This is a genomic window from Sorangium sp. So ce693 (assembly GCF_051521375.1).
Classification (GTDB): Bacteria; Myxococcota_A; Polyangia; order Polyangiales; family Polyangiaceae; genus Sorangium; species Sorangium atrum.
Genome location: NZ_CP150347.1, coordinates 5,438,511 through 5,462,704, shown reverse-complemented (window position 1 = coordinate 5,462,704; position 24,194 = coordinate 5,438,511). Strand labels below are relative to the sequence as shown.

Annotated in this window: 18 protein-coding genes and 3 tRNA genes; 8 read left to right on the top strand and 13 right to left on the bottom strand. The window is 71.2% G+C overall.

What is annotated here, in order from left to right; translation table 11 throughout:
- Positions 1 to 73: 73 nt before the first annotated feature.
- Positions 74 to 673, bottom strand: coding sequence for a GNAT family N-acetyltransferase (locus WMF14_RS20405; RefSeq protein WP_437803239.1), 600 nt, complete (start codon positions 671 to 673; stop codon positions 74 to 76).
- Between the two features lie 72 nt (positions 674 to 745).
- Positions 746 to 2,437 (bottom strand): hypothetical protein, encoded by a 1,692-nt coding sequence (locus WMF14_RS20400; protein ID WP_437803238.1) that lies wholly within the window; start codon positions 2,435 to 2,437, stop codon positions 746 to 748.
- Between the two features lie 517 nt (positions 2,438 to 2,954).
- Here WMF14_RS20400 and WMF14_RS20395 point away from each other — a divergent pair.
- The gene (locus WMF14_RS20395) at positions 2,955 to 4,391 is read left to right on the top strand and encodes a serine/threonine protein kinase (RefSeq protein WP_272099209.1); all 1,437 of its coding nucleotides are present in this window, start codon (positions 2,955 to 2,957) and stop codon (positions 4,389 to 4,391) included.
- A gap of 60 nt (positions 4,392 to 4,451) precedes the next feature.
- Here the strand turns inward: WMF14_RS20395 and WMF14_RS20390 are convergent, their stop codons facing one another.
- The 3 genes from WMF14_RS20390 to WMF14_RS20380 form a co-directional block, all read right to left on the bottom strand.
- Positions 4,452 to 5,216 carry a hypothetical protein gene (locus tag WMF14_RS20390; RefSeq protein ID WP_437803236.1) on the bottom strand — a complete coding sequence of 255 codons (765 nt, stop codon included), beginning with the start codon at positions 5,214 to 5,216 and terminating at the stop codon, positions 4,452 to 4,454.
- A 246-nt stretch (positions 5,217 to 5,462) separates the two neighbouring features.
- Positions 5,463 to 6,590: a carboxylate-amine ligase gene (locus tag WMF14_RS20385; protein ID WP_437803234.1), complete on the bottom strand. Its 1,128-nt coding sequence runs from the start codon at positions 6,588 to 6,590 to the stop codon at positions 5,463 to 5,465.
- On the bottom strand, positions 6,587 to 7,570 hold the full coding sequence (locus tag WMF14_RS20380) for an ATP-grasp domain-containing protein (RefSeq protein ID WP_437803232.1): 984 nt from the start codon (positions 7,568 to 7,570) through the stop codon (positions 6,587 to 6,589). The genes WMF14_RS20385 and WMF14_RS20380 overlap by 4 nt, the downstream gene beginning before the upstream one ends.
- A gap of 372 nt (positions 7,571 to 7,942) precedes the next feature.
- Here WMF14_RS20380 and WMF14_RS20375 point away from each other — a divergent pair.
- From WMF14_RS20375 to WMF14_RS20365, 3 genes are all read left to right on the top strand, one after another.
- A tRNA-Val gene (locus WMF14_RS20375) sits at positions 7,943 to 8,014 on the top strand.
- Positions 8,015 to 8,059: 45 nt separating this feature from the next.
- Positions 8,060 to 8,136: transfer RNA gene (locus tag WMF14_RS20370), tRNA-Asp, on the top strand.
- Between the two features lie 166 nt (positions 8,137 to 8,302).
- Positions 8,303 to 8,379: transfer RNA gene (locus tag WMF14_RS20365), tRNA-Asp, on the top strand.
- A gap of 104 nt (positions 8,380 to 8,483) precedes the next feature.
- Here the strand turns inward: WMF14_RS20365 and WMF14_RS20360 are convergent.
- The 3 genes from WMF14_RS20360 to WMF14_RS20350 form a co-directional block, all read right to left on the bottom strand.
- Entirely contained in the window at positions 8,484 to 10,022 is a 1,539-nt protein-coding gene (locus tag WMF14_RS20360) for a hypothetical protein (protein ID WP_437803230.1), read from the bottom strand.
- A 119-nt stretch (positions 10,023 to 10,141) separates the two neighbouring features.
- Positions 10,142 to 11,542, bottom strand: coding sequence for a sugar transferase (locus WMF14_RS20355; protein ID WP_437803228.1), 1,401 nt, complete (start codon positions 11,540 to 11,542; stop codon positions 10,142 to 10,144).
- A gap of 397 nt (positions 11,543 to 11,939) precedes the next feature.
- Positions 11,940 to 13,412 carry a hypothetical protein gene (locus tag WMF14_RS20350; protein ID WP_437803226.1) on the bottom strand — a complete coding sequence of 491 codons (1,473 nt, stop codon included), beginning with the start codon at positions 13,410 to 13,412 and terminating at the stop codon, positions 11,940 to 11,942.
- Positions 13,413 to 13,742: 330 nt separating this feature from the next.
- Between WMF14_RS20350 and WMF14_RS20345 the strand changes: the two genes are divergently transcribed.
- Positions 13,743 to 15,032 (top strand): glycosyltransferase family 4 protein, encoded by a 1,290-nt coding sequence (locus WMF14_RS20345; RefSeq protein ID WP_437803225.1) that lies wholly within the window; start codon positions 13,743 to 13,745, stop codon positions 15,030 to 15,032.
- Between the two features lie 180 nt (positions 15,033 to 15,212).
- Here WMF14_RS20345 and WMF14_RS20340 read toward each other — a convergent pair whose 3' ends face one another.
- Positions 15,213 to 15,821, bottom strand: a complete 609-nt coding sequence (locus tag WMF14_RS20340) for a hypothetical protein (RefSeq protein ID WP_437803223.1) — start codon at positions 15,819 to 15,821, stop codon at positions 15,213 to 15,215.
- A gap of 566 nt (positions 15,822 to 16,387) precedes the next feature.
- Between WMF14_RS20340 and WMF14_RS20335 the strand changes: the two genes are divergently transcribed.
- Entirely contained in the window at positions 16,388 to 18,919 is a 2,532-nt protein-coding gene (locus WMF14_RS20335; RefSeq protein ID WP_437803221.1) for a hypothetical protein, read from the top strand.
- 60 nt (positions 18,920 to 18,979) lie between these two features.
- On the opposite strand, the gene WMF14_RS20330 is transcribed toward WMF14_RS20335, so the two are convergent.
- Positions 18,980 to 19,288: a YciI family protein gene (locus tag WMF14_RS20330; protein WP_272099190.1), complete on the bottom strand. Its 309-nt coding sequence runs from the start codon at positions 19,286 to 19,288 to the stop codon at positions 18,980 to 18,982.
- Between the two features lie 170 nt (positions 19,289 to 19,458).
- Between WMF14_RS20330 and WMF14_RS20325 the strand changes: the two genes are divergently transcribed.
- A complete protein-coding gene (locus WMF14_RS20325; RefSeq protein WP_437803219.1) occupies positions 19,459 to 20,376 on the top strand; it encodes a hypothetical protein in 918 nt (305 codons plus the stop codon).
- A gap of 147 nt (positions 20,377 to 20,523) precedes the next feature.
- Here WMF14_RS20325 and gloA read toward each other — a convergent pair whose 3' ends face one another.
- Both gloA and greB read right to left on the bottom strand, forming a co-directional pair.
- On the bottom strand, positions 20,524 to 20,919 hold the full coding sequence (gene gloA, locus WMF14_RS20320; RefSeq protein ID WP_272099187.1) for a lactoylglutathione lyase: 396 nt from the start codon (positions 20,917 to 20,919) through the stop codon (positions 20,524 to 20,526).
- Positions 20,920 to 20,963: 44 nt separating this feature from the next.
- Positions 20,964 to 21,437, bottom strand: coding sequence for a transcription elongation factor GreB (gene greB, locus WMF14_RS20315; protein WP_272099185.1), 474 nt, complete (start codon positions 21,435 to 21,437; stop codon positions 20,964 to 20,966).
- Between the two features lie 259 nt (positions 21,438 to 21,696).
- Here greB and WMF14_RS20310 point away from each other — a divergent pair, with 259 nt between their 5' ends.
- Positions 21,697 to 23,556 carry an acyl-CoA dehydrogenase gene (locus WMF14_RS20310; RefSeq protein ID WP_437803216.1) on the top strand — a complete coding sequence of 620 codons (1,860 nt, stop codon included), beginning with the start codon at positions 21,697 to 21,699 and terminating at the stop codon, positions 23,554 to 23,556.
- A 57-nt stretch (positions 23,557 to 23,613) separates the two neighbouring features.
- On the opposite strand, the gene WMF14_RS20305 is transcribed toward WMF14_RS20310, so the two are convergent.
- The gene (locus WMF14_RS20305; protein ID WP_272099181.1) at positions 23,614 to 24,099 is read right to left on the bottom strand and encodes a hypothetical protein; all 486 of its coding nucleotides are present in this window, start codon (positions 24,097 to 24,099) and stop codon (positions 23,614 to 23,616) included.
- Between the last annotated feature and the right edge of the window lie 95 nt (positions 24,100 to 24,194).

Below are 24,194 nucleotides of genomic sequence, written 5' to 3'. Positions count from 1 at the left end.
TGCAGCCGCGCGCCTTCGTCCGGGCGCCCGTCGGCTCGGGACGGCCCCGAGCGAACGGTCCGTCCGGCTGGGTTCAGCTCTCGCCGCGCTCGTCGCCCACGTCGCCCTCGTCCAGCGCTTCAGGGCGTTGCGGCGGGATGGCCGCCCACAGGACGACCTCGCCGGCTCGGGTCAGCGGGCTCCCGGAGGCCTCCTGCTGCTCGCTCCACCACGCCCGGACCTCCGCCGGCGCCTCGTCGCCGAGCGGCTCGAAGCCCTTCTTCTCGTAGAAAGCCCGGGCCCAGCTCGCCTTCTCCCTGGAGCGCACCACGACCTGCTCCAGGCCGAGTTCGCGCGCTCGCCCCTGGAGCTCCGCGAGCAGCCGCGTGCCGATGCCGCATCGCTGGTGGTCCGGGTGCACCGAGAGCTCCTCCAGGACTGCGACCCCAGGCGCCTCGTCGCGCCACGCCAGGTAACCGGCTACCTCGTCGTCCGCCTCTGCCACGCGCACGTCGTGCCGCCGCGTCAGCGCGGCCAGATCGGCGAGCGTCCGCGCCTCGACCTCCGCCACCCCAGGGCCAGCCTCGCGGTGCATCGCCGCACACGCCTGTTCCAGCGCCACGAGCGCCGGCAGCTGGGCCTCTTGCAGTCCTGTCACGCGGATCCGCTTCGGGGCCGTCCGTTCGTCATGCATCCCCCGAGGCTATCGCCGATGCGCGGGATGCCCCACTTCTTGCCGAACGTGCACGCGCGGCGCCGCGGCAGCTCAGCTGCGCAGCTGGAGCAGCCGCGCGATCGTCTCGCCGTCCCCGGGGCTCAACGGGACGAGGATCCCGAGCGCCGCGCCCCGTGGCGGAGCGTTCCTTCCGTCCATCGGAACGAGCCGGAGCTCCCCGGCGCTCGAGATGCCGATCACCGCGATCCGCAGCGCCGGCAGCGGCTCGATCTGCGACGCGGGCAGCCGCGGCGGCGGTGCCTGCCATTCCCCCTCGTACGGCGGATCGCTCCACGACGAGTCCTCCGACGAGCCCCCACGATCGTCCGTGGGAGCTCCCTGCGACCAGGACGCCGCCCCCTCCGCGCCCCGGCCCTGCACCGCGTCCGAGGGCTCCCCGTCTCCCTGCTGATCCGCAGACGCGATGCCAGCGTCGGCTTCATCCGGCTCGGCCTCGGTCCAGTCGGCGCGGTCATCGGACGCGGGGCCCGCCTCCGGTGCGGCAGCGTGCGCCTTGCCGTCGCCCGCCAGCGCCTCCAGGGCGAGCATCGGCGTCTCCTCGTCCAGGTCCTCGATCCGGAGCTCCATCAGCACCCGCTGCTCCTGCGGGGTCAGGGGGCGGCGCGCGGTGCCCTCCTCGTCCGTGCTCGGCCAGAGCCCCGGGCGCCGCTCGGTCGCCTCCTGCGAAGAGCCCACGCCGAGCGGGACCGCCGGCCGCCGCGCCAGCGCCGCGGCCATGGCCGTCGGCGTCGGCACCGTGGCGCGCTGATCGGCCGGAGGATCCGCGTCGGCCGGCTGCTCCCCGCTGTCACTCTCGCGCGCCGCTTCCGACGCGCCCTGCCCTGGCTCCTGGCCAGCGAACGCGCCCGCGGCCGGGAGCTTGACCACCGGGACCTCCTCGGTCACCGCGGTCGTCGACGACACCCTCCCGTGGGGCGACGCCGCGAAGCCGGTGATCGCACGCGCGTTCGCCGGGACAGCGCGGCCCGGCGATGCGGCCGTCGAGGCAGCCGCACCCGGCGGGGCGCCGGTCTTCGTCGCCGCGCCGGGGCGCGCAGGGAGCCCTGGCGCGTGGCTGGGCGCGCGGGCCGCGGGCGACAGCTGCGTCGGGGTCACCTCGCGCAGCGCCGCTGCGCTCACCGGCGCAGGGGCGCGCCCCGGCACCACCGACGACGGCCGGCTCACCCCCGCCGCGGGCCTGGGCACGGCTCCGTCGCGGAACGTCGCCACCGCGGAGGCGAGCGGCCCTGTCGGCGCATCGCCGGCAGGCGCGCGGACCGAAGGCGCCCGCATCGCGGCGGGCGGCGCGCTCGTGCCCGCGCCGCCGCGCTCGGCTCGCCCTGCCTCCGCGCCCGGCGGACGCGACGGTCTCGCCGGTGCCCCCGGCGCGCTCGGCCTGGGCGGCGGCGCGCTCGCCGTTGCGGCAGGAGCGCCGGACCCCTGGGGAGGCGCGCTCAAGGCCGCGTTCGGCGGCGCGCTCGCGGTCGGGGGCTGCGAGGCCGTGGCCGTGTCCGCGTCGAGCGCCGCGATCTTCTGCGCCACCTCCGCGGCGGCCTTGAAGAGCTCGAGGGCGCGCAGGTCGGCGTTGGCATCCGAGGCCTGCTCCGCGGCGCGGCGCAGCCATTTCAGGGCCTCGTCACGCTCCCCGCGCCCCCACAGCGCGGTCGCGGTCGACAGCGCCCAGTGCACGTCTTCGTTGTCTTCGTCGTGCGGCGGCGGGATCGGGCGCAAATTGGCTTCCATGAGGCCTCGTCGAGCAGGTCGCTCACCGTGTATCACGACTCCAGCGCCCGCGTCTTCAACGCGAGCTGGCGCACTTTTCGCACCTTTACGCGCACTTTTACACGCGTCTTTACACGCAACGAATCATTCCCTTTCGCGGCGCTCGGTTCCCATCGATTTCCATCGGTTCGCATCGCTTCGCATCCGTTCCCATCGGTTCGCACCGCTTCGCATCCGTTCCGATCTCCTCGCGTCACATCGATCGCCCTGGCCGCGCTCGCCGCGCTCTCTCTTCGGGCCGCGCTCGCCTACCCTCCGCTGCGATGCGTCCATCCGATGCGCCTTCGCCCCCGAGCTTGAGGTCCGTATACGCTTCGTGGCACCCTGGCTTTGCGGGACCTCCTTCGTGACGTGCAGGCGCGATGGCGCTGCGTCGCTCCGGCAGACGTCGAGGCTACGGGCCTCCACGAACGTAACGGCGGCACTCGATCCCTACCCCTCCAAACTCCGCCTCCCCATCCAGTAGGACGACCACCGCGTGCAGATCCTGTCGGACCTCAAGCCTGGAGACACGCTGGGCCGCTACGAGCTCCTCATGCCGGTCGCCCGCGGAGGGATGGCGGCCGTCTGGGCGGCGCGCCTCGTGGGATCCCGCGGCTTCCAGAAGATCGTCGCCATCAAGACGATGCTGCCGGAGTTCGGCGACGACCCCGCCTTCGAGGCGATGTTCCTCGACGAGGCGCGGCTCGCGTCCCGCATCCGGCACCCCCACGCGGTCGAGATCGTCGAGCTCGGCGACGAGAACGGCGTGCTCTACATCGTGATGGAGTGGGTCGACGGCGACACGATCGCCACGCTGAACAAGCAGGTGAAATCGACCGGGGGCGTCGGCGTCCCCCTGCCGATCCTCCTGCGCATCGCCTCGAGCATCTGCGCCGGCCTGCACGCCGCGCACGAGCTGCGCGACGACGAGGGCAGGCTCGTCGACCTCGTGCACCGCGACATCTCCCCGCAGAACGTGATGGTGTCGTTCGACGGCATCGTGAAGATCGTCGACTTCGGCGTCGCCAAGGCCACGGGCCGCCTGCACGAGACGCACGTCGCCGGCCAGCTCAAGGGCAAGATCCCGTACCTCTCGCCGGAGCAGCTCACGTCGGGCAAGGTCGATCGGCGCGCCGACATCTTCTCGCTCGGGGTCCTCCTCTACACGACCCTCAGCGGCTACCACCCGTTCCGCGGCAAGACGGACGCGAAGACGATGGAGAACATCATTCGCTTCGCCCCGGTCCCCATCCGCGAGCTCGTGCCGGACATCCCCTTCGATCTCGCGCTGGCGATCGAGCGCGCGCTGGCCAAGGATCCGGCGGACCGCTGGAGCGACTGCGCGTCGTTCCAGCGGACGCTCGACCAGATCGCGATCTCTCTCGGCGCCCCGGTCACGGAGGGCGACGTCGGCCGCTTCGTCCGCGAGGCGCTCGGGGACGCCGTGGCCGAGCGCCGGAAGAAGCTCGCGACGGCGATCCAGCTCGCGGACAGCCGCTTGTCGGCGCGGGGGGAGCCCCGCTCCACGTCCGGGCGGCGAGGCGAGCCGCGCAGCAGCAAGCGGCCGCCCGCCGGGAACACGCCGCTCCCCGCCACGTTCGCCGGCATCCTCCCCGTCTCTCTCGACGAGCCGCCGCCCAAGTCCTCCTTCCCGCCGCCACCGTCCAGCCGCAAGCTGCCGGTCAAGTCCGCGCCTCCGGCCCTGATGACGCCGGCGCCCCGCCGACGGCGGCGGTGGCCCCGACGCATCTTCCTGGCCTTGGTGGTGGTCCTGCTGCTCGTCTCGGGGGCGGCGCTCGCCGCCCGCGCGGGCCTCCTGCCCGTGCCCGGCGAGGTCCACGACGCCCTTCGCGACGTGCGCGCGCTGCTCCGCGGCGCGCGCGAGCTGCTCCGCGGCATCCTCGAGCGGCTGAGCGCGCTACTGGCCGATTAGCGCCAATTGGCGCCGATTAGCGCGGACTAGCGCCGACCAGCTCCGCGCGCCGCGCGACCGTCACTTGATGCCGGCGGACGGCTCCGGCAGGCAGACGCCGAGCGCGCAGAGCAGCAGGTTGACGTCGCCCGCCGCGCAGTACACCTGCCGCGCGCAGTAGTCGTCGTAACCGCAGAGCTGATGGCAGGACGCCTCGTTCCCGAGCTCCCCGGTGAACGTCATGCAGGACCAGCCGCTCGACAGCCAGAGCCCCTCGGGCCGCTTCGCGTCGAAGAGGCACGCGTCGGCGCGCGTCTCCGGGTCGAACACCTCCGCGGTGCAGGCGTCGCCTCCGGACAGCTTGCCCCGCGCGGCGGACATCGTGTTGAGCAGGTAGGTCACGTCGCACGCCTGATCCGAGGCGGAGTCCCGCGCGATCCGGGCGCGCAGCTCGTCCTTCCTCGCCGCGTAGGACCGCACCGCGCGGATCGCGCTCGTGACCTGGTTGTTGCCGCCGTCGGGCTTCGTCCCTTCGGCGAGCGCCGCCAGCACCTTCTCGACCAGCTGCTCCGCCTCCGGATCGGCGCCCGCGGAGCCGTCCTTCGCGTAGCCGAGCCGGATGTACGAGGGCGGCGTGCGCGGCGTGCACGGCTTCGCGTGCGCCCAGAGCTCCTCGCTCACGATGGGCGGCCGCTTCGTGAACGGCTGCTTGCAGGCGCCCACCGATCCGGGAGGCAGCGAGCCGGAGGCCCGCGGCGTCGGCTGCCCAGGACCTTCGTTGACGTACTCGGTCGACGCGCAACCCGCGGCGCCCGCGGCGGCGGACAGCGCGAGCAGACAGCCCACCGAGAGAGCTGCGACGCAGCGATGCGGAGCGTTTCCCACGGCCGCACGGTAGCAGAGCCGGCGCGCGAGCAGAAATTCTCGCACGGCGGTGCCCTTCGACCGGCGGCCGCCTCACGGTGCGTCCTGCCGTCCCGCCGCCCCTGCCCCGCCGAGCGCCTCCGCCGGAGGCGCCCGCGGCCGGGAGGAGGGCCCCTCCCGGCGCGCGGCATCCCCGCGGCGGCCTCCGGCGCCGGGCCGCTCGGGGCCTTACAGGCCGAGGCTCGACTGCTCGATCAGGTCGTCGACGACGGCGTGGAAGCTCTTCGTCCTGGCGTAGACCGCGAGCTGGCGATCCGCGCTCGTCCCTTCGCGGAGGATGGCCCGGATCCGCTCGAGCTCGCCCTGCGACCCGAAGATCTCCGCCGACTCTCGCACGAACTCGAGGAGCTCGCCGACGAGATGGCGGACGGGGACCTGCTCCTGCTTCCCGAAGTCGATGAGCTGCCCGTCGAGGCCGTAGCGCACGGCGCGCCACTTGTTCTCCTCGATGAGCTCCTGCCGGTACTCGCGGAACCCGAGGTTGCGCCGGTAGAGGAGGTAGAGCTTGCCCATGACCGCCTGGACGAGCGCGGCCAGCGCCACGGTGTCGTCGAGGCGCGTGGTCATGTCGCAGATCCTGACCTCGACCGTGTCGAAGAACGGGTGCGTGCGGACGTCCCACCAGATCTTCTTCGCGTTGTCGATGCAGCCCGTCTTCACGAGCAGGTCGACGAAGCGCTGGAAGTGGCCGTACGACTCGAAGGTCCCCGGGATCCCGGTGCGCGGGAAGCGCTTGAAGATCTCGCTGCGCGTGCTCTTCAGCCCCGAGGGGCGGCCGAGCCAGAACGGCGAGCTTGTGGAGAGCGCGAGGATGTGCGGCAGGAAGTAGCGGACCTGGTTCGCGAGGGCCATCGCCACCTCGCGGTCCTTGACGCCGACGTGGACGTGCAGCCCGAAGATGAGGTTGGCGCGGGCGACGTCCTGCAGGTCCTCCACGATGCACCGGTAGCGCTCGCCGTCGGTGATGTCCTGCTGCTTCCAGTCGCTGAACGGGTGCGTCCCGGCCGCGACGATCCGCATCCCCCCTCGCCGCGCGAGCGTGTTCAGGCTGCCGCGCAGCTCGGCGAGCTCTCCCCTCGCCTGCCGGATGTCCCGGCAGACGCCGGTGCCCGTCTCCACGACCGACTGGTGCATCTCGGGGCGGGCCCGGCCGCGCAGCAGCTCGTGGCCCGGCCCCCCCTCGAGCAGCTGGCTCACGTACGACCGCAGCTCGCGCGTCTCCGCGTCGACGATCTGGAACTCCTCCTCGATGCCCAGCGTGAACTGGCCGTCGAGGAGCCCCTCGACGTCGGTCATGACGAGGCCCCGAGCCGAACTTTGCCCATGGAGGGCCGGACGAGCCTCGACCACGCGTAGCCGTCCCGCGTCCGCCGGTCGCCCCGCGAGCACTCCACGGCGAACGCGACCATCCAGTCGACGGCGATGTTGAAGTACCGCTCCCGCAGGTGCTCGATGTGCATGTCCGGCGCCGGGTTCGTGAAATCGATCGCGTACGGGACGCCGTCGCGGATCGCGAACTCGATCGAGTTCATGTCGTAGCCGAGCGCCTTGTTGATCTTGATCGCGTCCTCGATGACGCGGTCGTGCAGCGCCTTCGGGAGCCACCGCTCGCTGTCGTGCTGCACGTAGCAGCCGCGGAGCCCCGTGGGGCCGATCGCCCTGGGGTCGTACTGGATCGGGAGGACGCGATCCTTGCCGACGCAGATGCAGCGGACGTAGTCGTCGAAGTCGATGAACTCCTGCAGGGTCATGACGTTCTGCCCCGAGGCGTTGTAGGCGGCGAGCAGCTCCTCCTGGCTCCGCACCACCGACACGTCCTTCCACCCGCCGCCGTCCGCGGGCTTGAGGATGGCCGGGAAGCGCACGTAGTCGACGATCGCCTCCCAGTTGAGCGGATACTCGAGGTTGCGGAGGCTGCGCTCCTTGACGATCGCCGGGATGTAGTCGCGCTGGGGCAGCATGACGGTGCGCGGCGTCGCGATGCCGATCTGCGACGCCAGCGAGTAGCCGAAGAACTTGTCGTCCGCGCTCCACCAGAACGGGTCGTTGATCACGAACGCCCCGCCGAGCGCGGCGGCCTTCAGGTAGAAGCGGTAGTGCTTCACCTCCTGGCTGATCCGGTCGATGAGCACCCGGTACGGGCTCTCGAACCGCTCGGGCGTCCCGCCGAGCTTCGCGATCTCCGCCCGGACGCCGGGCACCTTGTTGCACCTCTCGAGGAACGCCTGAGGGAACGACTGTTCCCAGCCGACGAGGATGCCGATCTTCTCCGCCATACGTTGCTTGCTCCTCCCACTACGCCTACGCGCGGCTGGCGCCGCTGACGCACAGCGTAGCGCGGACACACGGGAATTTTGCGTTAGAAGTGTATCGATGAGTCAGGTTGTCACACGGTTCAGCAGCTCTGTTCGCACGTCCGTTCGACGTTCGTGACGGCGCTTGGCATCGCAGCAAACGAGCGACGCGAGGCCTGGACGCGGATCGCGAGCGTGGCGACGGGCGCGCGGCAGGCGCGTGGCGCGTGGCGCGTGGCGAAAGCCAAGGAGATCCAGGGGCAGACGCGGGCTCGATCAGCCAGGGACGGAGGCCGCGAGAAATAAATCTTGACGGACTCCGTTCGGCGAGTACAGTCGCGCACCTCTCCGACGGGGCGGGTAGCTCAGCGGCAGAGCGTCGGCCTTACAAGCCGATGGTCGCAGGTTCGACCCCTGTCCCGCCCACTTCCTGGGTCTAGGGGCCTGGGTGATCTGTAGTGATGTCAGTCTGGGGTGGTAGTTAAGTTGGTTATAACGCCGGCCTGTCACGCCGGAGGCCGCGGGTTCGAGTCCCGTCCACCCCGCCAGCTTTCTTCCCTGTCATCTGAGCCGATGCTCGCCTGAGCCTCCCTCGGTTGGCTTGCATCGCTCGGTGCAGGCCAGGCGAGGAGGTCTGGCTCGTGGCGAGCTTGCTCATGGGAAGGAAAGCCGAGCAGGCTCGGCGCTCGCCGAGCGATCGTATCGCTGACGTCTGGGGTGGTAGTTAAGTTGGTTATAACGCCGGCCTGTCACGCCGGAGGCCGCGGGTTCGAGTCCCGTCCACCCCGCCAACGCTTCTTGAATCTCCGCCGCACCGCCGTCCGCGGTCGCCCGCCGCTCCTCGCGGGACCGGGCGCTTCTGGCGTGGCGCGCGTGGCGTATAAAGCACTGCGCCTCAGTCGTCCCGCCGCGAGAGCGTGAGCAGCGCCTTGACCTTCGCGTACGAGATGTAGGGGTTGTCCTCGCTGCCCCCGAGATCGTCGGCGTCCTCGCCCGCGCCCTGGGCCCGCACCGGGATCCAGAGATAATCCGGGTGGAGCTCCTTGCCGTTGATCCCGTTGACGATCGAGGGGTTCTTGATCCACTCGCCGCCCAGGATGGTGAGGTTGTCGTCGAGCTCGAGCACATAGTGCAGCTCCGACACGGAGAGCGGGACGGTGCGCTGCTCGGGCGGCGTGAGCAGCGTCTCGCCGGTGACCGAATCGGAGATCATCCAGAAGCGCGCGGCGACGCGGACGAAGCGCGTCGCGCTCGGGTTGAACCGGTAATTGTAGCAGTCGGCGCCCATGTACGCGCCGCCGCACAGGAGCCGCGCGGCCTGCTGGGCGTCCACCTCCTCGATGACATCGATCGAGAACTGCTTGACGGGGAAGCTCCACACCTCGACGTCCCAGGTGTGGTCGACGATGAACATGAGCTTCTGTCGCTCGGTCGAGTCGCCGTGGAGCGGCTTTGCTCCGACCGCGAGCAGCCCGGTCATGGCCACGTGCATCGTGGCCGGGTTGAGGTCGCGGCAGGCGGGGTCGACGGGCCTGCCGTAGACGTCGCGCATCGTCCGATCCGCCCGCGTCTCGCAGCGGCGCCCCGAGAAGGTCACCGAGTCGCTGAAGTAGAGCTCGCTCATGAGCGCCTCGATGTCCGCCATGCGGAACAGCACGCAGCCGGTCTCCGCCGCGGCGCACTCGGTCACGGTCGAGCCGGAGAGCTTCACCCGGACGTCGCGGCGCGGCCCGGCCCCCTCGGCGGCGACATAGGCCGACCACCCGTTGCAGTGCCCCCACCAGTACTCCGGATAGACACCCTGGTAGAGCCCATGATGCTGTAGCTCCCAGCGCGTGACCGGGCCGGCCACGACCACCGCCGGCTGGATATAGGGAGGATTGCGCAGGTACGGAGGCCTCCTGAGGTCGTCCATGCTCCACGCGGCGATGCCCCCGAGCCTCTCCATCTGCCCCGGGTGGAAGAGGACATCGTATTTCTCGGCGGGAGAGAGGTTGTCCGGGTCGGAGGTCCGATCGGAGTAGTTCTTGTTGGCCGAGTTCCAGCGATCGGCGATCCCGTTCTGCCGCTGCGGCCACCAGTTCGAGGCGAACGCGGTCGACTGCGCCTCGCCTTCCCGGAGCGTCGAGTTGAGCTGGAGCAGGGAGCCGCGGAGGTCGGGGTGCAGCTGCGAGGGCAGGTTGGCGCCGTCGATCGCCTCGCGGCCGCCGGTTCGAGGGATGAGGAGCTGGTGCGCGCCGCCGAGGATCTGGCCGGTCTCGGGCGAGAAGCCGAGCACATAGGGCAACTCTCCGCCTTCCATGAAGCGGAAGGTCGAGACGTTCAGGCTGCTCTCCGCGACGGCGACGCTCTCTCCCGGCGCCGGGTCGAGCTCCGCACAGCCCTGCACCAGAAGCACCGAGCTCACGACGCTCGCCCATCTCCACGTCTTCATCGCCGAATCCCCCCGGAGACCGACGCCCGCCGATCTCTGGCGCGTGCTCTGCAGAGGGCGCGCCACCGGGCCCGGCGTTAAAGAGCGCAGCCATTGCACGGCGCGGCAGCCGGATCATTTCACCGTGCGCCGATGCGCCAGAGCACGACCTTCACGGTGTCGATGAGGATGGAGATATCGAACCAGAGCGAGAAGCTCTTCATATAGTAGAGATCATACTGGAGCTTCTCCAGCGCGTCCTCGGCGGACGCGCCGTAACGGCAGCGCACCTGTGCGTGTCCCGTCACTCCCGGCTTCACGAAGAGCCGCTGCCGGAAGAAGGGGATTTGCTTCTCCAGAGCGTCGATGAACTCGGGGCGCTCGGGCCGCGGCCCCACCATGCTCATCTCGCCGACCAGCACGTTCCAGAGCTGCGGCAGCTCGTCGAGCCGCGTCTTCCGGATGAACCGCCCGACGCGGGTCACGCGCGGATCGTTCTCGGTGGCCCACGCCGCCCCGTCCTTCTCGGCGTCGGTCCTCATCGAGCGGAACTTGTGGATCCTGAACGGCTTCCCGAGAGCGCCTGTCCGGATCTGCGAATAGAGCGCCGGCCCCCTGGAGTCGAGCTTCACCAGGGCGGCCGTGAGCGCCATCAGCGGCAGCGCGAGGACGAGCCCGGCGGTCGCGCACACGACGTCGAAGATCCGCTTCGCCAAAAGCGTCCGCCGCCGCACGTTGAACCCGTGAGAGAAGATGATCTGGCTCGGCTTCAGCTCGCGCACGCAGATCTTGCCGGTCACCCGTTCGTAGAAATCCATGCCCTCCTCGATCTCGACGCCGCGGAGCTTCAGATCGAGCAGCTCTTCCAGCGGGAAGGCGGCGCGGCGCTCGGACGTCGCCACGATCACCGCCCCGACGCCGCGCTGCTCGACGAGGCGCCGGAGGTCTCGGTACCTCCCCGCGATCTCGACCTCGTCGATCGGCTCCTCGTCGCGGACGAGGCGGCCGGCGAGGCGCAGCCCGAGGACCTGTCCATCCTTCCGGATGAGGGCCGCGCACGAGCGGGCGAGCTCGCCCGAGCCCAGCACGACCGCGAGCTTCGAGAAGCTCTCGCTCCTCATCACCCGATCACACGCCGCGCGCCACGCGGGGAGCACGAGCGCCGCCGCCCCGAGCGACGTCAGGATCACCCGATCGCTGATCTGCGCGTCCGGCACGAGCCAGAACGCGAGCCACAGCACCGCCGCCGCTAGGCCGAGCGCCCGGAACGTCGTCAGGACCAGCGCCCGCGCCCTGGGAGGCTCGGGCCCGTACAGGCCGTGATAATAGAGCGACGCCAGCGCCACCAACGAGATGCTCGCCGTCCGTCCGAAGCGCTCCCCATCGAGCGTGTGCTCCCAGCCCACGAGCACGCCCGGCGCGCAGCACACCAGGAGCGAGAGCAAGCTGGCCTCGACAAACCACACCATGGCCCGGCGCGGCGACCGGAACAGCTCCAGCATCGTCCCTCCACTCGTCGGCCCCGGGCGGTCGCACGTCACGGCGCGTCGCCTCTGACGGGGCACATACGGTTGTAGTTGAACCCACACTAGAGCAGACCGGGGCAGATCGCCAGATGCCTCCGACGAATCTCATTTCACGACGGCGGACTGATCCGCCGCACGCGGGGCCGGGCCCGGCGAAATTGGCGATTTCGCGGCCGGATTGCGCCGATGACGTGCGGGCTGTCGTGGGGAGTCGCGGCACGAGTAACGCCGTCGACGGATTGCATACGTCGAGTCCTTAGCGTCACGTGGACCGAGGCGGAGCCGCTGCGCGCCACCTCAGGGGTGCGCCGCTCGGCGCGCGGTAGTCTCGGCCGCTCTCCGGCGGCTGAGCCGTCGCACGGGTGGGCGCGCCGCTCCCGGTCGGGAGAGCGATTGGCGTGTCGAGGGGGGGTTATCGCGTGTCGCGCGTCGCGCGCGGGCCGGCTTGCGCGGCGCGCGCGGGCTGGGTCTCGCCGGAGGCATCTGGGGTCTCGCCGGAGGCGTCGCCGCCATCGTCGAGCTCGCGGCCTGGCTCGGGCGCCTGCCAGCGGCCCGAGGGCATCCCCTGGATCATCGCGCTGCGGCGCTCGTCATCCCATGCGCCGTCGGGATCGCGGCGGAGCGTCCGGTGTCGATCCGTCGAGAGCGTCCCCGAGATCCCGGCGCTGACGATGCTCCTCAGCGAGCCGCCGGCCTCGCCTGCGCTCGGCGCCGGATCGAGCGCGGCGCGCATGTACTCGAGATCGACGCCGCCGCTCAGCGCGATCCCGCGCCAGAGGGGATAGGAGATCTGCGCGCCGGCGAGCGCCGTGGTCGTGGACAGCGACCCTTCCCTGGAGGGCGCCGGCGCGCCGGGGGTGAGGTGGAGCGGCGGATTGGCGGCGACGGGGGCGCTGCCGGTCGAGAAGCGGGCGACTCCGGTCACGATGAGGTCGCGGGTCGCGCCGCCCCGGGCGGGCCGAAAGCTCGCTTCGAGGGACGCCTCGTGCTGGTGCCCGAATCCGATCCTCGGCCCGAGCGACGTGTAGGCATAGGCGTAGCCCGCTGTCAGCCGATAGCGCTGCTCGACATAGGTGAGCCCGATCCGCGCCGCCGGCGCGATCACCGCGTCGCGCGACGACAGCACGGGCGGCGGGCTCGCGACGGTCACGCCGCCGGCGACGCGCGTCGAGACGTTCCGCGTGAGCTCGTGGGACTCGGAGAGGAGCGCGGCGCCGGCGTGGACGCGGGCCGCGCCGCGCGTGAGATCGGTGTCGAGCAGCGCGTGACGGTACTGGGTGACCTCGTACCGGAGCTCGGGTGTCAGCGTGTCCAGCGCGCCGAGGTCGAACGAGGTGCTCACCTCGGCGCGCCCCGTGTGCGCGTCGATCCCGACCGCGGCAGGGTCGTCGGCCGAGAGCGCGCCCGCCTGCTCGTAGCCGGCGCCGAGGCGCACCGAGGACCGCCGCGACGCCGTGATGGAGAGGGCCGGCCCGGCGGAGAGCGTGTATTGCAGGCGATCGCCGGACAGGAAGGGATCGCGCGCGGCGAGCGCGTCATCGGCGCGCACGCCGAGGCGGGTCGCGAGGTAGCCGGCCGCAGCCATGGAGAGGTCCGCGAGCGGCGAGAGCGCCCAGCCCGCTCCCCCGCCGAGCCGCGCCGAGGCGCTGTCGGAGGGCGTGAGTCGAGCCGAGTCGAGCGAGACCTGAAACACCCGCTCGTAGCTCCCATCGACGCTCAGTCCATAACGCGACACCTGGCCCCGGAGAGAGCCCTCGAGCGAGCCCACGACGCCAGCCATCAGCGCTCCCGAGCCCACGTCCCCGACGTTCGACGCCACGCTCTGCTCCACCGCCGCCCGTGCCGTCACGTCGGAGTCCCACATCGGCAAGACGAACGAGAACACGCGCCCCCTCGCTGTCGAGCGGCAAGCCCCGCGGCACGGAGCGACCCGAATCGGCCGCCCCTCCCCTCCCCGGCAGGCACGCCCGGCGCCCGGAGCGTCCCACGTTCGATGATGTTTGCAACATTACAAATCTGGCCTCGGCATGCGCGTGTCACGGGAGCGCGCCGCGCCGGGCTTGGGCGGCGCTGCCAGGGACGCTCCGGAGAGCGGGCCAGGTCGTGCGAGGCGCGCGCTCGCGGTGTGGACGTGCGCCGACAGGGCAGGACGTACCTCGGAGTCCATCGCTGCCCCGCTGAGGGCGGACCGATGGAATGTAACAAATGTTACATCATGAAGCCTGGCGTGAACGTGGGTATGAAGGAGGCGGGCTGGCCGAGGCAGCCGCGCGTCCTCTGGGTGACGCGCATCTTTCCGAACCGGGTTGAGCCGCTGTCGTGCGCATTCCAGCGGCAGCAGCTCGCGGCGCTGTCACGCCGCTGTGCGGTGGAGGTGCTCGCGGCGATCCCGTACCACCCGGGCGTATCGCTCCTGGGCGAGCGCACGCGTCCGGGCCGGCTGGTGGCGGTGCCCGCGCGCGACGAGATCGATGGCGTCCCGGTGGTCCACGCGCGCGCGCCGTACCTCCCGGGGGCGGGTCGGGTGCTGGCGCCCGTGAACGCGCCGCTCTACCTGGCGGGGCTCCTGCCGCACGTCCCGCGGCTGCGGGGGCGGTTCGACGTCGTGCTGGGGGCGTGGCTCTACCCCGACGCCTGCGCCGCGGCGCTGCTCGCCCGGATGCTCGGCCTCCCTTACGCTGTGAAGGCCCACGGCACGGACGTGAACGTCGTGGCGCGCTGGCGCTCGGTGCGGCCGCTCGTCGGCAGCGCGCTCCGGTCCGCCGCCTGCGCGATCGGCGTGAGCCGGCCGATGGTCGAGGCGCTCGTGGCGCTCGGCGCGCCGAAGGAACGCGCGGTCCTCGTCCGCAACGGGGTCGACCGCGCGCTCTTCCGCCCTGCCGACCGGCGCGCGGCCCGGCGCGAGCTCGGGCTCCCGGCGTACGGGCGCATCGTCACCTTCGTCGGGCACGTCAGCCGGGAGAAAGGGATCCACGAGCTGCTGCGCGCGTTCGAGGCGCTCGGCAGCGACGGAAGCGAGCCTGTCCATCTCGTGATCGTCGGCGACGGCCCGGAGCGGGCTGCGGTCGAGCAGGCCGCCGCGCGGCGCGATCGCGAGCGCGCGCCGGCCGATCTGCTCGAGGGGCGCGGCCGGATCATCGCCGTCGGGGCGCGGCCGCTCTCCGCGGTTGCCCGCCACATGGCCGCGACGGATCTGCTGGTGCTTCCGAGCTGGGCGGAGGGAACCCCGAACGTCGTGCTCGAGGCGCTCGCGGCCGCGCGTCCTGTGGTGGCCACGCGCGTCGGGGGCATCCCGGACGTGGTGACGCCGGGGCGCACCGGCTTGCTCGTCCCGCCGCGCGATGCGGGGGCGCTCGGCCGGGCGCTCCGCGAGGCGCTCGCGCGCGCCTGGGACGAGGACGCGTTCGCCGAGGCGGCGCCGCCGTCGTGGGAGGAGAGCGCCGAGGCGCTGCGGCGGCTGCTCGCGCGGGCGGCGTTCGGGGACGACGGGCGGGCCGCCGCGTAGCTCTACTGCGGGAAGTTGCCCCGGATCAGCAGAAAAACCGCCAAGCCGCCAAGGACGCCAAGGGGAGAGGGGAAAAGGGGCCGTCCGGGCATCCCCCCTATTCCCCGGTTTTGTTGGCGCCCTTGGCGGCTTGGCGGTTCGCTTCCCCGGCCGACTTCCCGCAGCAGAGCCAAGGGCCGATCACCACGAGATCGACCAGGTGCACCGCGGCGCGCCGCGGTGCCTGCAGGACGTATGCTCGACCGAGCTGCGCCGGCTGCCGAGGAGCGCGAGGCCCGCCTCGACCCAGCCCGAGATGCCATGGCTGCACATGTAGAGCGGCAGACCGCCGCCCGAGAGGGTGGCCCTCCCCGCGGCGTCGCTGATGGCCGTCGCGCTGAAGTCGCCGTACCTGAAATAGGTCTTGTACACTAGGCCGAAGCGCTTGAAGAGTACCGACGGCGAGCCCACCGCCGCCATCGTCTTGTAGGTCGTCGTCAGGTCCTTCCGGGCGATCTCCGCGCCGAAGAAGCGCATCTTCTCCATCCTGCCGCCGAAGAGCCCATGCAGGAGCGCGCAGTCGATCTCGAGGAGCGGCGCCATGTCGTGCCAGGCCAGCGGCATCGGCGGATCGTCGATGTAGCGGGCCGCCTGCGGCGAGAGCTGGCGGCTCAGATCCGCCACGACCCGCTCGCCATAGCTCTGCCTCAGGGCCTCGGCGCGGGAGCTGATCAGGGTGCCCTTCACGAGGTTCCCCTCGCGGAGGATCCGAGGATCGCCAAGGAACTGGGAGGAGTCTGGCGTCGGCATACTGCGGAGCGCTCCTATCTTCGCCGAGTATAGCGACAGATCCGCGCGGAGGTGTGGCGGATTCGCGTCATGTGCCCTCGGTCCGCCGTGCGCGTGTCCTCCGAGGTTCCGAGGTGTCCGCGCCTTCCGGGGCCGCGGAGGGGCGCGGAGGCGAGGGCTCACCCCGCTCGATATTTCGATTGCGCTCGCTATTTCTACGTCGCTCTACGCCGCTCTACGTCGCCGCCGTCCTGCCCCACGATGCGCGAGCGCCACCTCATCCGGGATGGCGTCTCCTTATCAGATGAATGGTATGCAACATTACCACCGACGCGAGGTGCGCAGCGCCGTCCTCCGCCGCTCGACCACAGGGATGATGCGCGCGTCTCGGCCCGAGGGCTGATGAGGTCGCCGCGCGCGAGCCGCTCGGCGGCGCCGTCGATGTTGGCCATGTGACACGGACGCGCACTGCTCCTTCCTTGGCGACGCGCGGCGCGCACGCAGATACTCGGCACGACGCGTGCTGTTCAGCGTGGGTCAACGCTGGCCGGCGCGGCTGTTCGCGCCCAGCGATACCGAGAACCAGCATGCGACCGATTCACCACATCCTCACCGCCGCGGTGCTCTCTCTGGGCCTTGTCGGGGCGCAGGGGCGCGCCGCCGCGCAGCCTGTCGCCGGTCACCCGCGACTCTGGCTCACGAACGAACACCTCCCCAGGCTGCGCGGGTGGGCCGCGGACGGCCGAAACCGCATGTACACGGAAGCCATGGTGCCCGCGCTTCGGGGCGCGATCGCAGCTTACGAAGGCCGGTTCTATCCGAATGGCCGGCCAAACCCGACGTGGCCGGACGGCGGCACCAACGCCTACGAGCAGTATCCGACCGAGGCGTATGCCGAGTTTTTCGCGTTCATGTCGCTCATCGATCCCGACGCAGCGGCCCGCCCCACCCACGCTGTCAGGGCGCGCAACCTCCTGATGCATGCCATCGAGGAGGCGAGCAAGGGCAGGGCCGACGGCCAGCCCTTCCGGCGCCCGGGGTTCGCGACCGGCGACCGCTCGCGCTGGTGGGGTGAAGGCTTCCCGCTGACGGTCGACTGGATCTACGGCGCGACCGACAGCGGCGGCCGTCCGGTGCTCTCCGCCGGGGACAAGGCCAAGATACGGCAGGTCTTTCTCAGGTGGATTGACGACAACCTCCACGCCTCGACGGCGGGCAACGAGCACCCCCACCCGGTCGGCGTCATGAACGATCCCGCGCTCCTCCGCGATCCGCTCCAGCTCAGGTGGGCTGCGAACAATTACTATCTCGGCCATCTGCGCAGCGTCACGCTGATGTCGCTCTCGATGGACGACGCGGACGACCCTCCGCTCGATCCGAGCGCGCCGGCGGGGGCGCTCGGCAACACGCTGCGCAGCTACCGCGCGGACGCGACCGGGGCGTGGCTCTACCAGGCATTCGCCATCTTCGAGGCCTCCGAGACCGCGGCCAAGCAGCTCGGGGTCCCGTCCGACGGGCTCGGCGTGGCCAGCGGCGGCATGCCCGTGGAGGGCTTTCTCTACGGCAGCGGCGGCGTCGCGACCCTCCACCAGGCGCTGCTCGGGCTCTATACGGCCGGCTACGGCGCCCAGGCGCAGTCAGGACCTCAGATCGGGCTGCTGCGCAGCGGAACCTGGGACCGCTTCACGGACGGGTTCCTGCACTCGATCGCGCCGGGCCCGATCTCCTACCCGTCGAGGAGCGACCTCGGGCCGGTCTACGAGGTGGCGAACTACGGCGACACGCTGCAGGGCTGGGTCGAGCCGCGCTTCGCGGAGCTGTTCGGCTCGCTGGGCGTCTACGACCAGCTCACGGGCAACACCGCGCGCTTGCAGAGGTCGCGCTGGATCGTGGCCAACACGATCGCGGGCGGCGCGCCCGAGCTCTACGCGCGCACGTCCAAGATCTGGGGCTCACCCGCCCCGAGCCGGGCGATCCTGAGCTTCATGCTCTTCGACCCGGCCGCGCCGCTCCCGCCGGATCCTCGCTCGGCGATGCCCACCGCCTTCTTCGAGCGGGCGCCGGGGCGCGGCTCCCTCCGCGCGCGCTCGGACTGGACGGCGGGCGCGACGTGGTTCACCTGGCGGTGCGGCTGGGTCACCATCAACCACCAGATCGGCGATTGCAATCAGATCGAGCTCTACCGGAAGGGAGAGTGGCTGACGAAGGAGCACACGAGTTACTCGAACAACCTGATCGGGTCCACGACCGATTACCACAACACCCTCTCCCTGCAGAACGACAAGCCGTCGAACATTCGCTGGTTCGAGAAGGAGATCGTCGCGCGAGGCGGCCAGTGGCGCGAGGGGCGCGCCGCCGGCGATCCGATCACCCGCATGACCCGGGGCGCCGGCTACGTGTTCGCCGAGGGGATAGCGACGGATCTGTACAACACCCGCGAGAACGTCTGGGCGCCGACGGACGCCGCCCGCGACATGGTCCACGCGAGCCGGTCGGTCGTCTGGCTGCAGCCGGATCACGTGGTCCTCTACGACCGCGCGACGTCGCGCACCGCCGGCCGGTTCAAGCGGTTCAACCTGATGACCACCTCGGCGCCGCGGATCGCCGGCCGGACGGCCAGCTCCGTGACCCCGCGGGGGCAGACGCTGTTCATCCAGAGCCTCTTGCCGCGGAACGGCCGCATGACGGCCGTGCCGATCGAGAACGTCGACAAGCCGGCGGCCATGGAGCCGACGACCCACCGCCTCGTCGTGGAGGATCCGACCGCTCCGACGGACGTCCGCTTCCTGCACGTGCTCCAAGGGGCCGACGCGGGCGCGGCGGTGGATACGGCGACGCGGATCGACAGCGCGCAGGGCTCCGGGTTCGACGGCGCGCTCGTGGCAGGCACGGTCGTCCTCTTCCGCTCGGATCTGCGCTCGGACCCGCAACCGAGCTCGGCGCCGCTGTCCTATCAGGTGCCTCGCGCGACGCGCAGGCATGTGATCACCGGCCTCCTGCCGAAGACCGGCTACGACGTGGCCGTCGTCTCCCGGGAGCCGGAGCTCGCGATGCGCATCACGCCGGGCGGGCGCACCACGACGGACGACGCGGGCGTGCTCTCGTTCGACACGCCGTAGCGCGCGGCGCGCTGCGGCCGCGCGGACGGCGCCGGGGCGATGAACAGCCCGGCGCCCCCTTCAGGGCTTCGGGGCGAAGGCCCGGTCGAGCTCCTCCTTTCCGAACACCGGCGCCCACGGCAGGAGCTCGTACTGCGCCAGCCCCTTCTCCGTGAAGGGATCGCCGTCCCGGATCCGATCCAGCGTCGCCCCGGCCGCCTCGTCGGGCACCCGGAGCAGGAGCGCGCCGCCGTAGCGGGGATCGAGCGGCCCTGACGCGAGCACGAGTCCCTGCTCGATGAGCCCCTTCAGATAGGCGCGGTGGGCGTCGACGGCCGGGAGCACCTCGTCGAGCGGTCGCCTGTAACGAATGATCGCAATCGCGTACATGATGTCGTGAGTCCTCGCGCCGCAATCTACCAGAGCACAGCGCGCCCGGCCGGAGAGTCTGTTCGCGCCAGGGCGCCCTCCGGCCGAGCCTCCGGCGGCAATCGCGCGGTCCCCCTTTCCCTTCGCGCGTCCGTCTGGCAGTGTGCGCGCCCTCCGCTGGAGACACCTGTATGGCGAGACCCCCGAAAGCAGCACCTGCTCCCGTTCTCCCGTCCTCGCCGGCCGCCGCGCTCGCTGCGTACGGCCGCGTTGAGCCGAAGCTCCTCGAGCTCGGCCCCGACGATCTCGTGACCGTCTACGTCGAGGTCCCCAGGGCCGTGAGCTCCGTGCTCTCCGCCCTGCCCCACCTGCGCGAGCTCCGCGACGAGATCGTCCGGGATCTACCGAACCACCCGATCGCGATGCTGGACGAGCTCGAGGACTACGCCCTCGCGGCCTGGTACGCCGATCTGCTCTACAGCACGCCCGCGAGCGAGCTCGACACGAAGAAGCTCACCGAAGAGGCCGGCACGCTGCGCGAGGCGCTCCTCGTCGCCGCCGAGGCGCTCGGTCACAGGAACCTGCTCGACAAGCAGCGCGTCGCCGATATCCGCAAGGGCAAGGGGCACGCGGATCTCGCGAGCGATCTCATCGCCCTGGCCGAGCTCTTCCGCGGCTCCTGGGACAAGGTCCGCGCCAAGACGGCGGTCGAGGACGAGGAGCTCGAGCGCGCCGCGGATCTCGGCGTGCGCCTCCTCGCCGCGCTCGCCGCGAAGCCCGGCAAGGGCACGTCCGCGGCGCCGAAGATCACCGACGCCGGCGATCGCCGCGCCCGCGCGATCTCGCTGGTCGCGAAGGCGTACGAGGAGTGCCGCCGCGCCGTCGCGTACCTGCGCTGGCACGAGGGCGGCGACGGCGATCTCGCCCCGTCGCTGCTGCAGAAGCCGCGCGGCCGACGCCCGAACGCCGAGAAGGCCGCGGCGGCCGCGAGCAGCGCCTCGTCCGAGGCGCCGGCCAAGGCGCCCGACGAGGAGGCGTCCGCGGCAGAGGGCGGCGAGCTCTCGGCCCCCGAGCCGGCGAACGACGCCGCGCCGGTCGTGAGCGCCTGATCGTCCGGGCCTCGCGGACTCGAAGCGAGCGCGCAGCAGCGACGGGGCGCGGGCAGCGCGGAGGCTCCTCTGGGCCTCCGGCCGCTCCGCGCCCTCCCCTGCGTCGACGCGCCTGGACGACCTCGATCTGCCGGCCTCGAGCTCCGGCTACCGGCTCCGGCTCGACTCCTCGATGAGCTCGACCTTGTAGCCGTCCGGATCCTCGACGAACGCGATCACGGTCTTGCCGTGCTTCATCGGGCCCGGCTCGCGCGTGATCTTCCCGCCCGCCGCCCGGATGCGGTCGCAGGCCCCGCGGATGTCGTCGACCCCGAGCGCGATGTGCCCGTACGCCGTGCCGAGCTCGTACTTGTCCACGCCCCAGTTGTACGTGAGCTCGAGCTCGGCGTGCTCGGGGTTCTTCCCGTAGCCGAGGAAGCAGAGCGTGAACTTGCCCTCCGGGTAGTCCTGCCGCGACAGGAGCTCCATCCCGAGCACGTCCCTGTAGAAGCCGATCGAGCGCTCGAGATCGCCGACCCGAAGCATCGTGTGCAAGATCCTCATGCCGATTCCCGTCTCCTTCTCCGGCCCTGGCGCCAGCGCGGCGCTCAGCCGTAACGCACCGAGATGAGCTCCATCTCCGCCTCGCCCGCCGGGCGGCGCACCGTGATCACGTCCCCCGCGCGCTTGCCGAGGAGCGATCGACCGACCGGAGAGCGCCAGCTGATGCGCCCTGCCGCGCTGTCGATCTCGTCCTCGCCCACGATCTGGTACGTGCGGCGCGCGCCGTCCTCGTCCTCGATCTCGACCGTCGCGCCGAAGAAGACCTTGTCTCCGCGCTGCTCGGACGGATCGACCACGACGGCCTTCTCCAGCCGCTTGGTCAGGTAGTGCATCCGCCGGTCGATCTCGCGCAGCTTCTTCTTGCCGTAGATGTACTCGGCGTTCTCGGAGCGGTCGCCCTGCGCCGCCGCGTCGGCGACCTCCTGGACGATGCGAGGCCGCTCCACGGAGCGGAGCCGCGCGAGCTCTTCGGACAGCCTCCTGGCCCCGCTGGGCGTGATGTAAGCCGGGTCGGACATGGTCGAGCGCGAGCGAGCCTACGCCGCGCCGCTCGCCAGTTCAACGCCATGGCTCCCGGCGTCGAAGCCCCGCCGAGGACCCGCCGTAGATGCCCCGATCTTCACGGATCTCCACGAGATTCTCCACATGTTGCGGACGGTTGTTGACGCGCCGCGGCGACATGCTAGGCGAATGCAGAACTGTGCCGCAGCTGCGCGGAAGACCGGGAAGGGAACCGGCTGCCAGCGCCTCCCTGCCGCGGCAACGAGGAGGTCTCCCATGTCGAACGCTCAAACCCAACAGAACCGTTACAAGGCCGACCTCCGCGAGATCCGCTTCCTCCTCTTCGAGCAATTCCGCCTGGACGAGCTGCTCGGCAGCGCGCCCTACGACGCGTGGGGGCGCGACGAGGTCGGGATGGTCGTCGACGAGGCGTACAAGTTCGCGTGCGATGTCTTCGGCCCGCTCAACGCGGTCGGCGATCGGGTCGGCTGTCGCATCGAGGGGGGGCAGGTCAAGACCCCGCCGGGGTTCAAGGACGCGTGGGACAAGCTGTATGAGGCCGGGTGGAAGTCGGTCTCGGTCTCGCCCGCGTACGACGGCCAGGGCGGTCCCTTCACGCTCTACACGGTGGTGGAGGAGTTCCTCTGCGGCGCCAACGCGGCGCTCAACATGTATCCCGGGCTGACGTACGGCGCGGCCGAGGTGATCGAGCACTTCGGGACGCCGAGGCAGCGCGACCTCTTCTTGAAGCGGATGTACGGCGGGCAGTGGAGCGGGACGATGTGCCTGACCGAGCCCCAGGCCGGGTCGGACGTCGGCTCGTCGCGGACGAGCGCGGTGAAGCAGAAGGACGGCAAGTACCTCATCCGCGGCACGAAGATCTTCATCTCCGGCGGCGATCAGGACCTCACCGAGAACGTCGTGCACCTCGTGCTCGCCCGCGTCGAGGGCGCGCCCCCCGGCACGAAGGGGCTCAGCCTCTTCGTCGTGCCCAAGATCCGGGTGAACGACGACGGCTCGCTCGGCGGGTCGAACGACGTCGTCGTCGGCAACATCGAGCACAAGATGGGCATCAACGGGTCGTCGACGTGCGTGCTCAACTTCGGCGAGAGCGACGCGTGCCTCGGGGAGCTCGTCGGCACCGTCGAGCACCAGGGCATGCCGCAGATGTTCCGGATGATGAACGGCGCGCGCATCTCCGTGGGCCTGCAGGGCGTGTCGGTCGCGTCCTCGGCGTACCTGAACGCGCTCGAGTACGCGAAGGATCGCAAGCAGGGCTCGTCGATCCTCCAGTGGAAGGACGCGACCGCGCCGCGCGTGCCGGTCATCGATCACCCGGACGTGCGGCGGATGCTGCTCGACATGAAGAGCCGCGTGGAGGGCATCCGCGCGCTCATCATCAAGCTCGCGCGCCACCAGGACGCCGTCGCCGTCTACCAGGGCAAGGACGACCGCGCGGCCGCCTACAACCAGGGCCAGGTCGACCTGCTCGTGCCGCTCGTGAAGGCCTACTCGTCCGACCAGGCGTTCCGCGTCTGCGAGACGGCGATCCAGACCTTCGGCGGCGCCGGGTACACGAAGGATTACCCGGTCGAGCAGTACTGCCGCGACGCGAAGGTCTTCTCGATCTACGAGGGCACGAACCACATCCAGGCGATGGACCTGGTCGGGCGGAAGCTCGGCCAGGGCGGCGGGGTCAACCTGCAGGCCTTCCTGAACGACGTGGCCGAGTTCGTGAAGGCCAACGAGAAGCACCCCGTCCTCGCCGCGAGCATCAAGGAGCTCCGCGAGGCGCACGAGGCCGTCGCCGGCACCGCGATGCGGCTGCTCTCGTGGTTCCAGATGGGCAAGATGCCGATGGTGCCGCTCGCGGCGAACCGCTTCCTCGAGATGATGAGCGAGCTCGCGATCGGCTGGCTCCTGCTCGACGGCGCGGTCATCGCGCTCAAGGCGATGGAGGGCCTCCCGGCCGGCGACGCCGGCGCGAAGGACCGCGCCTTCTACGAGGGCAAGAAGCACGCTGCCCTCTACTTCGCGGCCAACGTGCTGCCGCACGCGAAGCTCTCCGCCGAGATCCTCGGGCGCGAGGACTCGTCCGCGCTCGACATCCCGGCCGACGCGTTCGCGACCGTCTGACCCCCCTCCCCGCGCCGGCCCCGCCTCCGGGCGGGGGCCCGGCCGCGCGGCGCGGGCTCACTCGGGGACGGTGAGCCGCTCCGCCAGGTCCCGGACGGGCACGGGCATCGTCGGGTCGCGCGAGACGGCCATGATCTCGGCGCGGAGCGCGCGCACCTCCGTCAACCGGAGCCACGAGAGCGCGAGCCGCGTCATGCTCGGCAGGCCCCTCGCGAGCACCGCGCGGACGACGTCCGCCGCGGGGAACGAGAAGGCCACCTCCTCGGGGGGCAGGCCCGCGGCCGTCGCCGCCGCCTCGATGCTCGCGTCGAAGTCGTCCCGCTTCGTTTCCAGCACCTCGAAGAAGGCCCGCCCGCGCTCCGGCGCGATGACCTGAGCCGCCCCGCCGCCTTCGGGCGCGAAGATCCAGGCGCCCGAGCCGTCCAGCCCCACCCGGGCGCCGGACTCCAGCGTGACGAGCGGCAGGAAGCGACCGCCTTCGATCGGCTCGCCGCCGCCGCCCTCGATCAGCTCGCGCACGAGGTCCCTCAGGTTCGCGCTCATGGGCGGATGTTCGCACGGAATACCCGGCGATGGGCAACTGGGCCGACGCGCCCTGCGCCGGCAGGCGCGGGGCGGTTGCGCGCTCACGCACTCCC